General features: G+C 37.6%; 11 protein-coding genes and 1 tRNA gene. 9 read left to right on the top strand and 3 right to left on the bottom strand.

Translation table 11 applies throughout. The annotated features are described in order from the left end of the window. Window positions 1-66: 66 nt before the first annotated feature. Window positions 67-1,077 (bottom strand): asparaginase, encoded by a 1,011-nt coding sequence (ansA, locus tag NRL14_RS07885; RefSeq protein WP_007378053.1) that lies wholly within the window; start codon window positions 1,075-1,077, stop codon window positions 67-69. A gap of 82 nt (window positions 1,078-1,159) precedes the next feature. Further along, a complete protein-coding gene (gene sppA / locus NRL14_RS07880; RefSeq protein ID WP_306724392.1) occupies window positions 1,160-3,025 on the bottom strand; it encodes a signal peptide peptidase SppA in 1,866 nt (621 codons plus the stop codon). Window positions 3,026-3,315: 290 nt separating this feature from the next. On the opposite strand from sppA, the gene NRL14_RS07875 reads away from it, so the two are divergent. From NRL14_RS07875 to NRL14_RS07845, 7 genes are all read left to right on the top strand, one after another. Beyond that, on the top strand, window positions 3,316-5,277 hold the full coding sequence (locus tag NRL14_RS07875) for an FAD-dependent oxidoreductase (protein ID WP_033039371.1): 1,962 nt from the start codon (window positions 3,316-3,318) through the stop codon (window positions 5,275-5,277). Between the two features lie 103 nt (window positions 5,278-5,380). Beyond that, a complete protein-coding gene (locus tag NRL14_RS07870) occupies window positions 5,381-6,067 on the top strand; it encodes a DoxX family protein (RefSeq protein WP_306724391.1) in 687 nt (228 codons plus the stop codon). 131 nt (window positions 6,068-6,198) lie between these two features. After that, complete coding sequence (locus tag NRL14_RS07865; RefSeq protein WP_008136700.1) at window positions 6,199-6,747, top strand: NAD(P)H nitroreductase; 549 nt, start codon at window positions 6,199-6,201, stop codon at window positions 6,745-6,747. 203 nt (window positions 6,748-6,950) lie between these two features. Then, a complete protein-coding gene (locus tag NRL14_RS07860) occupies window positions 6,951-7,328 on the top strand; it encodes a hypothetical protein (protein WP_149614847.1) in 378 nt (125 codons plus the stop codon). Between the two features lie 96 nt (window positions 7,329-7,424). Next, window positions 7,425-7,515 (top strand) — tRNA-Ser (locus tag NRL14_RS07855). Between the two features lie 50 nt (window positions 7,516-7,565). Then, a complete protein-coding gene (locus NRL14_RS07850; RefSeq protein ID WP_149605403.1) occupies window positions 7,566-7,949 on the top strand; it encodes a hypothetical protein in 384 nt (127 codons plus the stop codon). Between the two features lie 69 nt (window positions 7,950-8,018). After that, on the top strand, window positions 8,019-8,639 hold the full coding sequence (locus NRL14_RS07845; RefSeq protein ID WP_007378060.1) for an FKBP-type peptidyl-prolyl cis-trans isomerase: 621 nt from the start codon (window positions 8,019-8,021) through the stop codon (window positions 8,637-8,639). Between the two features lie 362 nt (window positions 8,640-9,001). Here NRL14_RS07845 and NRL14_RS07840 read toward each other — a convergent pair whose 3' ends face one another. Beyond that, window positions 9,002-11,383 (bottom strand): TonB-dependent receptor, encoded by a 2,382-nt coding sequence (locus NRL14_RS07840; RefSeq protein ID WP_306724390.1) that lies wholly within the window; start codon window positions 11,381-11,383, stop codon window positions 9,002-9,004. A gap of 433 nt (window positions 11,384-11,816) precedes the next feature. Here NRL14_RS07840 and NRL14_RS07835 point away from each other — a divergent pair, with 433 nt between their 5' ends. Both NRL14_RS07835 and NRL14_RS07830 read left to right on the top strand, forming a co-directional pair. Beyond that, complete coding sequence (locus NRL14_RS07835) at window positions 11,817-14,144, top strand: agarase (RefSeq protein WP_306724389.1); 2,328 nt, start codon at window positions 11,817-11,819, stop codon at window positions 14,142-14,144. Then, on the top strand, window positions 14,131-15,129 hold the full coding sequence (locus NRL14_RS07830; RefSeq protein WP_306724388.1) for an SMP-30/gluconolactonase/LRE family protein: 999 nt from the start codon (window positions 14,131-14,133) through the stop codon (window positions 15,127-15,129). The genes NRL14_RS07835 and NRL14_RS07830 overlap by 14 nt, the downstream gene beginning before the upstream one ends. Window positions 15,130-15,410: the final 281 nt, after the last annotated feature.

Here is a 15,410-nt window from a genome sequence, read left to right as displayed (position 1 = left end):
AAGCAGTTGTTTAAAAGTTTAAAGGCACGCTTATTAGCGTGCCTTTTTGTTTTTAGTTGTGCGTTATTATCTGCTTAATTCACCACGTAAATTGTCTTGCATTAAATGCCGAATAGTCTCAATTTCAAGCTTTTGACTAAATAAGTAATGCAACTTAGTTAAACAGGCTTCTAACGTCATATCATATCCACTAATAACACCAATATTTAATAATGCGTTACCTGTTGCATACCCCCCCATGTTTACATGACCTTTTAAACATTGGGTTAAATTAACGATGACCATTCCGCGCTTACTTGCTTCACTTAGCACCGATAAAAATTCTGGATCTTGAGGTGCATTACCCACTCCAAAACTAAGTAAGACTAAGGCTTTAATATTGTCGTTTACTAAGCTTTTAACTACGTCTCGGCTAATACCTGGGTATAAATATAGTACCCCGATAGGTTGAGGCGTTATAGGCGTTACTTGCAGCTCGTTTTCAACGTAAGGGCTAAGCTGACCTTTAATAAGTTGAATACTAATACCAGATAGCGCTAAAGGTTCAAGGTTAGGCGATGCAAATGCATTAAAACCGTCAGCATGGGCTTTTGTTGCTCTATTTCCTCTAAATAGCTGGTTATTGAAAAACAAGCTTACTTCAGCAATCGGATAGTTTGCGGCTAAATACATTGCGTTAAGCAAGTTGACTTGTCCGTCTGAGCGCAATTGTGAAAGCGGAATTTGCGAGCCGGTTACAATCACAGGCTTAGTAAGATTTTCAAACATGAACGAAAGTGCAGAGGCGGTGTACGCCATTGTGTCAGTGCCGTGCAGAACAACAAAACCATCGTATTGTTGATACTTACTTTTAATATCATCAGCAATAAGTTGCCAATGAGCAGGCGACATATCAGACGAATCAATAAGAGGACAGTATTCGTGAATATCAAATAAAGGCATTTCATCACGATTAAATTCAGCGTTGTTGACCACTGTCTCAGTTAAAAAGCCTTCGGCCGGAATGTAACCACGGCTCGATTTTTTCATCCCTATAGTACCGCCAGTGTAAGCGATATAAATGCGTTTGCGTTTCATAAAAAAAGCCCAGTAAAAAAACTGGGCTTAGTATAACGTTAAGCAGCTTCAAATACAGCTGATTAGACGAAGCGATGCACTTTTATTGTGCAACTTCACACACTAGACAGCGTGCATATACACCTTGTGGATCGTTGTAATCTTTAAGGTTTTCAACTTCAGTACTTAATTGGTTAATAACGCTTTGCAAGTTAGCTTGCGTAGCGAGCACTGATGTTTTTTGTGATTGTAGGCCTAACATTGATTTAATCGACGCATTTCCAAAGATATCTTGCATCATTTTTTCTTGCGGGCTTAAATCACGCGTCATTGTTTTAACTTCGTAGTGATTTAGTTTTGCAAGAGCAGCTGCAGCATCAATTGCATCTTGTTTATTACCAAGCTTATCTACCAAGCCTAACTCTAGAGCTTGCGAAGCAATCCATACGCGGCCTTGGGCAATTTTATCAACTTGCTCAGGCGTCATATTACGGGCATCAGCGACAACATTTAAAAAGCGACCGTATGCTTCTTCAACGCTCATCTGAATTACTTGACCCATTTTTTCGTTTAGGGGACGAGTGATAGAAAAACCAGCCATTTCGGTTGTTGCAACGCCATCTGAATAAACACCAATTTTAGATAAGGTTTTTTCAAATGTCATAAACGTACCAAACACACCAATAGAACCTGTTATTGTACTCGGCGCTGCCCAAATTTCGTTTGCTGCAGAGGCAATCCAATAACCGCCCGATGCTGCTACAGAGCTCATAGAGGCAATAACAGGCTTACCAGCAGCTTTAAGCGCTAATACTTCTGCACGAATAACTTCAGAGGCGAACATGCTACCACCACCAGAGTCGATACGAAGTACAACTGCTTTAACTTTATCATCAAGGCGTGCTTTACGAAGAAGGGCTGCAGTAGAGTCGCCACCAATTTCGCCAGCTTTACGTTCACCGTCAACAATTGTGCCCTTTGCAACAACAACGGCTACTTTTTCAGTTAGTGGATTATCAAATACAATAGGTGGTTTAACTAAGCTTAAGTATTCACGAAATGATACTTGCTTAAATGTTTTACCATCTTCTTGTGTGCCAACTAAGTCGATAAGTTGTTGGCGGATCTGTTGACTTGTTTTTAACGAATCAACCCATTGATGATCTAGTGCATATTTACCAGCGTCACCATTTGCGGCTTGCATTTTTGCTAAATACACATCCATTGTTTCGTCAAAGTTTGATTCATCAAAAGGGCGTACTGCAGCAACATCTTGTTTGTATTCGCTCCAAAGAGCGCCTAACCATACACGGTTAGCTTCTTTCGCTGCATCAGACATGTCATTACGGATAAAAGGTTCTACTGCCGACTTGAAAGTACCAACACGGAAAATATGCTGCGTTACTTCAAGTTTTTCAAGTGCGTCTTTGAAGTAAAGTGGGTACATGCCATACCCCTCAATTGCAACGCTACCGTAAGGGTGCATAGCAATTTCATCAGCATGCGATGCTATATAGTATTGCGCTTGCGTGTAGTAATAGCCTGATGCTATAACTTTTTTACCTGTTTCTTTAAAGCGGTCAATGGCACTTGAAATTTGCTTAAGCTTATTCAAATGTGCTTTAGGCATTTCTTGTAAATCAAGAAGTAACACAGTAATGCGTTCATCTTTAGCCGCTTCATTAATTACTTCAACGATATCATCTAGTAAAATTTCACTTGGTACTTCTGAACCTGATGTCACATCGCTGATAGCTGCTTCAATTGGATCAATGTATGTTTTTTCTTCTACGATAGGACCATTAAGATTTAATCTTAGGACAGAACCATCTTCAATAATTATCTTATCGTCATCGCTCGATATACCCGCAATAAAAACAATTACAAGTAATAAAAACAAAATGTTAAGTACTAATCGACGAGAAAAGTTAATCCCAGCCCAAATACCTTTAAATATTTTTGCTATCAAAATAGCTCCTTAATTTGGTACAGCTAATACGTTTGTTCCATCTTATCCTAGAATAAAAAAAAATTTAACTGCTAAATCGTAACGAAGTGTTTATGAATGTGTTTAAGTGCCCATAAATACAGTATTTTTGAAGTATTTAATAATTTTTTTGCATCAAATTCATGCGCATTAAAAATTAGTTAATTATGTTAAGAGGTTCACAATTAAATGCAGTCAAATATTGCTTATTACTTGCCATTGAAGCAGAATTAGCTAATGTATACAGGTTAGACCAGTTAACGGGGCAGAGGATGTTAGAACAACAACTACAATTAAAACACACACAATTACGTAACCGCTTAGTGATGGGCTCAATGCATACGGGCTTAGAAGAAGGCTGGCATAACCGAAAACGCTTACGTGCTTTTTATGAAGCACGTGCCAAGGGCGGTACCGCAATGTTAATTACGGGCGGGTACAGTCCTAATTTACGCGGTAAATTGACACCTATTTCTTCCTCATTTAATAGTTATTATGACGTATTTAAGCATCGCGCATACACAGATGCTGTGCATAAACATGGTGGGAAAATTTGCCTGCAACTATTACATGCTGGACGCTATGCATATCATCCATTCAATCAAGCGCCAAGTGCCATACAAGCACCTATTAATCCTTATAAACCTAAAGCTATGTCATTAGGGTCTATTAAAAAAACAATTAAAGACTTTGCGCACTCTGCCTATATGGCTGAAAAAGCAGGGTACGATGGCGTAGAAGTGATGGGTTCTGAGGGTTATTTAATTAATGAATTTATGGCGCCTCATACTAATAAACGCGAAGATGAGTTTGGTGGTAACCTAGAAAACAGAATGCGACTTGCGCTTGAAATAGTTAAAGCAGTGAGAGCAAAAGTATCTGAAAAGTTTTTAATCATTTTTAGATTATCAGTAATAGATTTAATCCCAAATGGCTCAACACCCGATGAAGTGACAATTCAAGCTATTGAACTTGAAAAAGCGGGCGTTGATATTTTTAATACAGGCATTGGCTGGCACGAAGCGCGTGTACCGACTATTGCGAGTATGGTGCCACCTGGTGCATTTAAAGAAGCTTCAAAACGCTTAAAAGATGTAGTTAGTGTCCCAGTAATTGCTGTTAACCGAATTAATACACCTGAAATTGCTAATGATATTTTAACTGCCGGGGAAGCAGACTTAATTTCAATGGCTCGTCCGTTATTGGCTGACCCTGAGTTTTTTAATAAGTATGTAAATAAGCAATCTAAGCAAATCAATATCTGTATTGGGTGTAATCAAGGTTGTTTAGATCACGTGTTTAAGAATAAACGTGCTACCTGTTTAGTTAATCCACAAGCTGCATTTGAGCTAGATTACCCATTAGAGCAAGCGACTAAAGCTAAAAATGTATTGGTAGTGGGGGCCGGTCCTGCTGGTTTATCGGCAAGTTGCTATTTAGCGCAAAAAGGCCATCACGTCACGTTAATTGATCAAAAAGAGCAGATGGGTGGCCAATTTAATTTAGCTATGCAAATACCCGGTAAAGAAGACTTTAACCACACTTTAAATTATTACACTAATGAGTTAGCACGTTTAAATGTGAGTGTTGAATTGGGTAAAGCTTACAATGACAGTATGCTTGAAAGCTATGATGATATTGTTTTTGCTACAGGTGTAAGACCACGTGAAGCAACGATTAAGTGTAATGATGGTAAACGTGTTTTTGCCTACGACGAAGTTATTCGTGGCGAAGTAGAACTGGGTAAATCAATTGCAATTTTAGGCGCAGGTGGTATAGGTTTTGATATGGTCGCATTTTTAAGTGAGCACAAATCACAAACTATTAGCGATTTTAAAACGCAATGGGGCATTGAATGTGAGCCACAACCACATAAAGATGAACGCCAATTATACATGTTAAAGCGAAGTGCAGGGCGCTTTGGTAGTGAGTTAGGCAAAACAACAGGCTGGATACATCGCCAAGTCGCAAAGCAACATGGTGTTAAGCAAATTGCTGATTGCCAATATAACAGTTTTGATAAAAATGGTTTATCCATAACTGTTGCAGGTGAGACACAAACCTTACCAGTTGATACTGTTATTGCCTGTATCGGGCAGGTATCAAATAATGAAGTGCTCAAAAATCAACTTGATAATGCTAAAGTACATGTCATAGGCGGTGCTAAACTCGCTTCAGCAATTGACGCTAAGCGCGCGATATTTGAAGCATTGCAAATTGCCCGCAGTATTTGACGAACATAACGCTATATTTGTGCAATGAAATACTTTTTGTTTTAGTGCGGTCTTGGTTGTTTATAGTCTATAACTAAATAAACAATGAACGAACAGGACACACATGAAAAATAAAATAATTGGTATTTACGATACAATTTTGGGTAAATTATCATTTTTAGATGGTTTACCCGCTTTACTATTTCGTTTGATTTTAGCGCCAGTAATGATTATTGCAGGTTACAATAAACTTGCGATAAGCGGTGAAACCGAAAGTTTTTTTGATAACTTTTTAGCCTCTCCCGACGTTGTTCAATGGTTTGGCAATAGTGAATGGGGATTAGGATTACCTTTTCCCGATTTACTTGTTTTTTTAGCGGGGTGGAGTGAGTTCTTAGGCGGCTGGTTTTTACTGCTTGGTTTGCTCACTCGCTTAGTTAGCATTCCGCTGATGTTCACGATGGTTGTAGCGGCAACATCAGTGCATTGGCATAATGGTTGGTTTGCAATAGCACCTACAAACCCTGATACCAGTGCAGCACAAGTACTTGATTGGCTATCTGTTCCAGGTGCCAAAGAAAGCCTCGAAAACTCTTTAGAAGTACAAAACCGAATCGGGATAATTCGTGGATTAGTCGAAGAACATGGTTCTTCCGATTACTTATACGAAAAAGGTAAACCATCGATTTTAAACAATGGCATTGAGTTTTCAGCAATCTACTTTGCTATGCTATTTAGCTTATTTTTTATGGGCGGCGGACGTTTTGTCAGTATTGATTATTGGCTAAAGCGAGTTGCTCTAAAAGAATAACGACTTAACATGTATTACTAACGGCTACTTAAATTATTATTTATGTAGCCGTTTTGCGTTTTAGACTTTCAATATTTATTTTTTCAGCATTAAAATGCTACCCTAACGTTTTTAATTTTAAGGAAATAGCTGTGAACGCAATCGAGCTTCTACTTACCCGTCAATCTGATCCAAAATTAACTGATCCCGCGCCAAATGAGGAGCAACTTGCAATTATTCAGCAAGCAGCATTACGTGTTCCTGATCATGGTTGTATAGCCCCTTGGCAGTTTATTATTGCCCAGGGTGATGCGCGCCATAAATTAGGCGAAATTTATCATCAAAGTGCAGTGACAGAGCTACAAGAAGAAAAAGTAATTAATCGTGCTAAAGAGCTTCCATTGCGTGCACCTATGATTATTATTGCGATTGCAAAATACCAAGAACACCCAAAAGTCCCTCGAATAGAGCAAATACAAAGTGCAGGATGCAGTGTATTGGCAATGCAACAAGCCGCATTTGCACAAGGTTTAGGTGGCGTTTGGCGTACGGGGTATTTTGCACAAAGTCAGGCTGTTAAAAAGGCACTTAATTTGCAAGAACACGATGAAATAGTGGGCTATTTATATATAGGTACGCCGACTGTAGATTGCAAAAAATCGGCTCGCCATAAACCTGAAAATTATTTTAGTTATTTGTAAAATAGTATGAACTTTTCCTAATTCTAATAGTCTTAAATCATTAATGTTGTATATTGCTTAGAGAAAAAATTAATGGTTCGGCTGTGAGAAGTGCTTGGAAGCATAAAGTATAATAATTCTTCTTCAGTTTGTTTTTTAATCGGTTGTTTTTTGATAATGTATGGAAAGTCTTAATAAAAATAACGATAAAGAAGACGAAAACGATGGGTAATTTATTTTTACGTGAAAAAGAAAACTGGTTAGCATGGTCAATCTGGGGTGTTTTGGGAGCTCTTGTCACACTCTATGTTGCTATGAGTACTAATATAGCGCATTTTGCGGCAGGTTCGGCTATTGGTGTATTAGTAATATTAACTTGGTGGATGCAACAATCTAAACGATTTGATTTTGGTCGGGCATTTAAAATATGTTGCTATGTATTAATGTTAAGTCTATTACCCACCCTTATCCTTGTTGTGATACCAAGTGGTGATTTAAATCAATTTGATATGATTTTTCAAAGCATAACGCTATTTGGACTGAGTTTGTTAGCATGTTTGATTTGTTCGTTTATTGCACGAAGACCAAAGCAGTATTACTAACAAGTAGATTATTAATAAATATATTTAATTTTTTACTCACTAGAGTGTATTAGTTCTTTACAAGCAATGCATTTCACTCTATTATCCGCGCCGTACGGAGAGATGGCAGAGTGGTCGAATGCACCGGTCTTGAAAACCGGCATGGGTTTATAGCCCATCTAGGGTTCAAATCCCTATCTCTCCACCATTATTTAAAAAACCGCCTTATTGGCGGTTTTTTGCTATGTGGAACTAAAAATGACAAAACAAATTCAATCAATCCCACAATTACTAATTAAACATATTTTACTATGGACGGTATTTGGTTACTGCTATCAAAGTGCTATTAGCTTATTAGTAAAAATGGCTATAGACGCTCAACCAGAATACCCATTAATTACCGCTTTAATTTATGGTGTTGGTTTTAATGTTTTAGCTGCCCATCTTATTACTAAATACGATAAGCATTGGCCAGTTATTGGCTCTGTTTTTATCGGTTGTATAGGGCTGCTTGTCGTGCCATTTTTACTGCTTGGCGAATCAGGATTACTAACAATGCCTCTACTTGTTGGAATTTTATTCAGTTTGCCGCTTTGCAGTTATATTGTTGGCCTTATTAAGCTAAAACTCAGCAAAAACTAGCCCCAAACGCGGTTTATTTTGTGATAGCATAGTCGCGTCTTTTAACTAACAAAACGTGAAAAACACATTATGTCAGATAATTTTACTACAGATGCTGAAAAAGCAAGTTACGGTATTGGCTTACAAATGGGTGAGCAACTTAAGTCTAATCCTTTTGAAGGCTTAAACCTAAATTCAGTATTTGAAGGCATGAAAGATGCGTATGCTGGTAGCGCATTTCAAGTTGAGATCCCTGAGATCCAAGCTGCATTTGAAAAAATCAACGAAGAGATTCAAGCTCGTCGTGAAGAAGAGTCTAAAGTACTTTCTGCAGAAGGTATTTCATTCTTAGAAGAAAACGCAAAACGTCCTGAAATCACAGTAACTGAGTCTGGTCTTCAATACGAAGTACTAGCAACTGGCGAAGGCGAAAAGCCAACAGCTGAGTCTACAGTACGTGTTGATTACCACGGTACACTTATTAACGGTACTGTGTTTGATAGCTCATACGAGCGCGGTGAACCAGCTGAATTTCCAGTTGGTGGCGTGATCAAAGGCTGGACTGAAGCATTACAAATGATGCCTGTAGGTACTAAATGGCGTATCTACGTTCCTCATGAGCTTGCTTATGGTGAACGTGGCGCAGGTGCTGCAATCGCACCTTTCTCAACGCTTGTATTTGACGTTGAACTACACGAAATCATTTCTTAATTTAAATAAATTTTAAAATTAAGAGTTTAAAAAGCCGTATTCGATCTGAATACGGCTTTTTTGTATCTGTAATCTAAGCGTTTTATACCAATTCGATTAATTAAGTGGTCTATTTTGCGCTAAGAAAATTGTGTCCATAACAAGGCAAAAATTTCTTTAATTAATTGTTATCACTAATTGCTCCTGCATTGCTCTACCTCCTACATCCATGCAGTCGTATATCAGAATTTTTTACACAGTTAGAGTAAGATTTAATCCCTTAAATTGATTAACTATTATTACGGATATATATTCTAACAATAAAAAAACCGCATTAATAAAATGCGGTTTATAAATATATAAGCTAAAACGATTTTTAATTATTAAAAATAACCACGAACACCAAAGCGAAAGTTTCTGCCTGGAAGTGGTGCGGTATCTTTAATAAAAGAGGTATGCACAAAGCCTAACTCGTCAGTAATATTATCTACATTTAGATAAAGTTGTGCATCTATTGCGCCTAATCCTAATTGGTAGTTAGCCTGTGCATCGAATAATGTATAACCATCTGTTTTAGTTTCAAAGGCCGTTATATCACTTTTATCAAAGTAATGCGTGCCAGTAAGTGTCAACTGTAAATCACCTAAAGTGTATTGCAGTTCAGAACCTAACTTATTAGCTGGAATACGCGGTAAATTACCTTCATCGTCTTTTAATTTAGCGCGAGTCGAGTCGCCAAATACTTTTACCATAGCGCTTGGTGTTATTTGGTAATGTGCATCAAACTCAATTCCATAAAGCTCAGCGTCTTTACTTGTGAACTGATAAACGGCAACGGCATCGTCATGGGCACCAATAGCTGATTCTAAACCATCCTCTTCGTCAAATACTAATCCTGTATTTTCTTGAAAGTAAAAGTTTTTAATATCGTTATAGAAAAAGTTAACGGTATAACCAAAATCGCCACTAAAACGTCTAAAACTTAAATCTAAGTTTGTTGAGGTTTCTTGTTTAATATTTTCTGGTTCGAAATGTGCTTCATTACCTTCAATGTTATACCCAAGACCTAGCTCATACGTACCAGTGGCAATGTGTAAGCCATTGGATAATAATTCAGCAGAGAGTGGTGCACGTTCTGAATGAGAAATACTCGTCGCAATACTATGGCCTGGTTTGTATTGCCAAATAGCGCCAGCAGATACACTTACATTAGTAAAACTTTTGCTGTAACCGATTGTTTCTTCATCGTCATGGTCATCTTCAACTTCGTCGTGATCATGGCCGTGTTCAACTTCTGAAATTTGGCTTTTTATTTTATAATCTTCAACACGTGCGCCCAGCTCTACTGTCACATCACCAAATTCACGTTCTTCTAATAAATACACAGCGTTAGTTGTTGTTACGCTCGCTGGTGTAAATGCTTCTTCACCAATAGCATCGTAATCAGAATCACTGTAATGATAACCAACCATACCGTGCCAATCAGCAAATTTATGCTCTACATTTAAACGTGCTTCTGTCGTTTTATTTGTAAAGGTTGTACCAATTGCACCGTCTTCAATTTCGCTATGCGAATAATCAGTGTAGCCAACACGTAATTTGATTGTTTCAATCCAGTTATTATGCAGTGCATAACTTACAAGTCCTTGCCAGCGGTCTTGCTCTAAATGAGCATAAACTGGGTCTTCAGCCGTTTCATCTTCATGCTCAGCATGCTCTTCTTCAGTTTCGTCTTCGTGATCATGTTCGTGATGATGTTCATGCCCCGGAATACCGTAATCAGTTTCTATATTGCCATATGAAAAACCAACCGTTAAGTGCTCCCCAACATAGCTAGTACCAAAGTTAACTGTTTCACTATCGATAAAGGTATTTTCTACTGAGTTTTCAATTTCTACATCGCCATCTTCATCTGAGATAGTAAAAGTAGGCGTTTGATAATCATCACCTGTACGTTTTGTACCATCAAAATGAAAATTAAAATTGTTATAACCGCTTTCTAATTTTGCAGCATATGTATTAGCGTTTGATACAGTGTCGTGACTGTATTCTGCCGCGCCCGTTAGTTCATCAATGTTACTAGTAGGAATGCGGTTATCTACTACATTTACTACACCACCAATCGCACCCGAGCCATAAAGTAGGGTACTTGGGCCGCGTAATACTTCTATCTGCTCTGCGGCTAAACTATCGCTTGATGTTGCGTGGTCTGGACCAATACGCGACGCATCACTGCTATCTAAACCATTTTGCATGATTTTAACGCGAGGGCCACCTAAGCCACGAATAATAGGGCTTGAAGAAACAGGGCCAAAGTAGCTGGCGTTAACACCTGGCAAACCCTTTAGCGTTTCACCAAGTGTAGGTTTAGATTTATTTCTAAGCTCATCACCAGATAAAACACTCACTGGAGAAATCATTTCTAGACTATTTTTATGAAGCGCTGAGGCATACACAACAACAGTTTCTACCGAGGTTGGTTTAAGAGAAACGGTTACATTGTTAGATAAACCTGTAACATCTATTCGAGAATCAATGTAATTATTTTTACTTATATGCAGTTGGCTTGCTGTATCAACTTCGATAGAGAATTCGCCAAGCTCATTACTTTTTACGCCTTGTGTCTTACCATGTATATGAATAGTCGCATTTTGAATTGGTTGATTTTTATTATCTGTTACTTTGCCATTAATTGTGGCAGCCAGTACTGAATGAGAACATAAAACAGAAAAAATAGCGGAGGAGATTAATGTTAGCTTTGTCATGGATATATTGGTTCGCGGTTATTATGTTGTGATATAATATAACACCCAGAAATAAACGAATCAACAATGTTATACCATAACCTTTACTTTTGCGCTAAATAGGCTAAAAACACCGATAAACAGTTTTATGAACAATCAAGTATCTATAAATGTAGTCAGTACATTTAATTAATTCGCCTAAAATTATTTATACTTAAATCATATAAACTAATTCATTTCAATAATAAAAAAATAAATAAGATATTGTTTATTAAGCATTTGCAAAGTGATTTTCGAACTTTTTATAATCAGAGTGTATCTTTAGATTTATCGTTATTGTTAACAGTTAATTGTTTTGTTTGCAGTGTTGTGTAATTATCCTGCCTAGTTTTAAATGCTTTTAGCTTTGCTACTTTAAAGCTCGCTATTAAACCAACACAATAATAGGCTCAACATGAATCACATACCTAAAGACGTAAGATTGACACTAATACTTTGCTGTTTAGTAGGACTTGCAGGGTGTAATAATGGAAAAATATCAGAAAAAAAACCGAACAATACAGTCGTTGATTTTAAGAAACAGCTTGTTATTTTTGATTTCGAAAAAAACAATTACAGCGATAATATAAATACCATTAATGCTTCTACTAAACTTGTTGAGCAAAGTGGCAATCATAAATTACAAGTAAATCTATACTCTAAATCACACACCGAAAGCGATTTTGAGTTCGTTAATCCACAAGGTTGGGATTGGCAAGCTATTGGTAACTTTGCCCTTGCGATTGATATTCAAAATCCTAATAGCGCATCCACCCATATTTATGTGAAAACTACCGATAAGTCAGGCAAGTCACAAACACGCAGTGTCGTTGTACCCGGGCACTCAGAAAACACTTATTACATCGAGCTTAAAGGCGCTAACCTTAATATAAACTCAGGCATTCGCTCAAATCCACCCAGTTGGCATAGCGGTTATACACCTATTATTTATAGGGGTGGGCAAAAAAATATAGATGTAAGCAGCATTGTAAAGGTGTCGCTTGGTGTAAAGGGCTTACTTGAAGATAAACGTTTTTTAATTGATAACTTACGCTTGATAAAACCAACTAATTTTGATGTAAATTACCTCAAAGGGTTGGTGGATGAATTTGGACAGAATGCAAAGTTAAACTTTATTAACAAGGTTACGTCAACTGAGCAGCTATTAGTTATCTCACAAAAGGAACAAGCTCAGCTGCAAGCACAGCCACTGCAAGGGCGCTCTAAGTTTAGCGGCTGGAAAAATGGCCCGCAATTAAAGGCTACAGGGTATTTTAGAACCGAAAAATACAAAGGTAAATGGAGCTTAGTCGACCCAGAAGGTTATCTGTATTTTTCGACCGGTATCGATAACGTCCGCATGGCAAACACCTCAACGATTACAGGCTACGATTTTGATCAAAGTTATATTAAACAACGCGAAGCTGGCGACTTAACACCCGAAGACTCTCTTGGATTAAACCCAGCGCCTGTAGCTGCTTGGCCAACACGTTATCAAAGCTCAAAGCTCAGAGCTGAGATGTTTAACTGGCTACCAAAACAGGACGATCCCCTTGCCGATAATTATGGCTACAGACGCGAAGTACACAGTGGAGCAGTTAAAAAAGGCGAAACGTTTAGCTTTTATCGCGCTAACTTAGAGCGAAAGTATCAGACACGTAACAACAATGAATTAATGAAACAATGGCAAAAAACAACCGTTAATCGTATGTTGTCGTGGGGTTTTACATCGTTTGGTAACTGGATAGAAGAGCAGTATTACCATACTAAAAAATTACCTTATTTTGCTAATGCATGGATCATTGGTAACTTTAAAACAGTAAGCAGCGGTAACGATTATTGGAGCCCACTACCAGATCCATTCGATCCTTTATTTGTTGAGCGCGCCGATGTAACACTTGCAAAAGTAGCTCAGCAAGTAAAAAACAGTCCATGGTGTGTTGGAGTGTTTATTGATAACGAAAAAAGCTGGGGCATGATGAATTCAGATACCACACGTTACGGCATTGCCATTAATACACTTAAAAATAATGCCAAAAATAGTCCAACTAAAGCTGAATTTGTACTTTTAATGAAAAATAAATACAGCAAAATAAGTAAATTAAATAAAGCATGGAATACAACACTCTCATCGTGGGATGAGTTTGCAGAGGGAGTGACTTTAACGCAGTTTAACGATCACGTTAATACCGATTTATCAGCGATGTTGTTCCATTATGCTAATCAGTATTTTGCAGTGGTGGATGAAGCAATTACCAAACACTTACCAAATCAGTTAAATATGGGAGCGCGTTTTGCCGATTGGGGAATGACTCCTGAAATTAGAGCCGCCAGTGCAGCTCACGTTGATGTAATGAGTTACAATTATTATCGAGAAGGCTTAAACCAAGAGTTTTGGGAGTTTTTGTCGGATATAGATATGCCAAGTATTATTGGCGAGTTTCATAATGGAGCTCTTGATTCGGGTCTGCTAAACCCTGGACTAATACATACTCAATCGCAGCAAGAGCGCGGAACAAAATACCAAAATTATATGAATAGCGTAATTGATAACCCTTATTTTGTCGGCGCACATTGGTTTCAATATATAGACTCACCTTTAACAGGGCGCGCATACGATGGCGAAAACTACAATGTGGGTTTCGTAAATGTGGCTGATATTCCTTACGAACCACTCGTTAATGCAGCTAAAAATGTGAATAAATCTTTATATGAGCGCAGGTACCGCAATGATAAAAATTAAACACATTATTAACGTTCTAACTGCTTTGTATTTAAGTGCTTTTGGTTTAACGGGGATAGCATTAGCCGAACCAACCGAAAAACTATTGTATGAGCAGGGGCCGTATCAAATATTTAATGAACAAGCGCTTGAGGTACTCAACTTAAAGGTGCCATTGCAAATACTTGCCTCTGGGTATGAATGGCTAGAGGGACCCGTGTGGGTAAATCAAGGGGGGTATTTGTTATATTCTGATATACCTAATCATCAAGTATATAAATACACGCCAGGTAAAGGTATTAGCCTATATCTAGCGCAAAGCGGCTACTCAAATGGCTTATTGGTTAATGCACAAAACGAGCTTGTTCTTTTGCAATCTCGCGCTCGTGTTGTATCTAAAATGAAAGCGCCTTTAAGCGCCCCAAAATCTGATTACTTACCTATAGTAAGTCACTTTAATGGTCAAAAGTTTAATAGTCCAAATGATGGTGCATTTAATAACAAAGGCACACTTTATTTTAGTGATCCACCTTATGGACTTCCTAAGCAGCTAAATGACGAAAATAAAGAGTTAAGTTTTCAAGGTGTGTGTTCGGTTAAAGATACAGGAGAAATAACGTTATTAGACGACGAATTAATTTATCCTAATGGTGTTGCGTTGTCGAATGATAACAAAATTTTGTATGTAGCTGCATCGAATGAAAATAAACCCGCTTGGTACCAGTATTATTTAAATAGCAATGGAGGTGTTATTAGCAAATCACTGTTTTATCAGCTGCCACCAATTGCAAAGCACGGCAAAGGATTACCTGATGGTTTAAAAGTACATAAAAGCGGGATTATCTTTGCTACAGGACCCAATGGTTTATGGCTATTTAATAAAAAGGCTGAACTATTAGCTAAAATTACCACGCCAAATATGAGTGCTAATTTGGCATTTAATACTCAACAGAACCGCGTTTATATAACCGCGCATACACAGTTATTAGCGCTTGATTTAAAGTGAAAATCAATTATAAGTTTTTGAATTACATTGTTAATTGTTAATATTTGTTGGGTTGTTTATATGGGGCAACAAGGTGATACTTTTATATCTGTTAAACAGATCCGGCTCAAGTAAATATACCTTCAGTAAACTGCAAATTTATTTTTGACATTTTGCAGTTTAAAACAATTACCTTTAAAAAGTCTCACAAGTTAATTTCATTTTATTAATGACATGACCTTTACAATAATTCAATCATGTTGTAAATTGTTAACAATGAACAGTGTTATGTGAACTAATTC

Source organism: Pseudoalteromonas sp. 20-92, assembly GCF_030847595.1.
Classification (GTDB): Bacteria; Pseudomonadota; Gammaproteobacteria; order Enterobacterales; family Alteromonadaceae; genus Pseudoalteromonas; species Pseudoalteromonas fuliginea.
The sequence above is the reverse complement of the archived record's forward strand: the minus strand, read 5'-3'. Positions and strand labels throughout refer to the sequence as shown.

What these genes read in the sequence shown, in the direction of transcription:
- NRL14_RS07860 (WP_149614847.1), top strand. Translation starts at nt 6,951, where the DNA reads ATGGGTAATTTATTTTTACGTGAAAAAGAAAACTGGTTAGCATGGTCA.
- NRL14_RS07845 (WP_007378060.1), top strand. Translation starts at nt 8,019, where the DNA reads ATGTCAGATAATTTTACTACAGATGCTGAAAAAGCAAGTTACGGTATT.
- NRL14_RS07840 (WP_306724390.1), bottom strand. Translation starts at nt 11,383, where the DNA reads ATGACAAAGCTAACATTAATCTCCTCCGCTATTTTTTCTGTTTTATGT.
- NRL14_RS07830 (WP_306724388.1), top strand. Translation starts at nt 14,131, where the DNA reads ATGATAAAAATTAAACACATTATTAACGTTCTAACTGCTTTGTATTTA.
- NRL14_RS07870 (WP_306724391.1), top strand. Translation starts at nt 5,381, where the DNA reads ATGAAAAATAAAATAATTGGTATTTACGATACAATTTTGGGTAAATTA.
- NRL14_RS07835 (WP_306724389.1), top strand. Translation starts at nt 11,817, where the DNA reads ATGAATCACATACCTAAAGACGTAAGATTGACACTAATACTTTGCTGT.
- NRL14_RS07850 (WP_149605403.1), top strand. Translation starts at nt 7,566, where the DNA reads ATGACAAAACAAATTCAATCAATCCCACAATTACTAATTAAACATATT.
- NRL14_RS07875 (WP_033039371.1), top strand. Translation starts at nt 3,316, where the DNA reads ATGTTAGAACAACAACTACAATTAAAACACACACAATTACGTAACCGC.
- ansA (WP_007378053.1), bottom strand. Translation starts at nt 1,077, where the DNA reads ATGAAACGCAAACGCATTTATATCGCTTACACTGGCGGTACTATAGGG.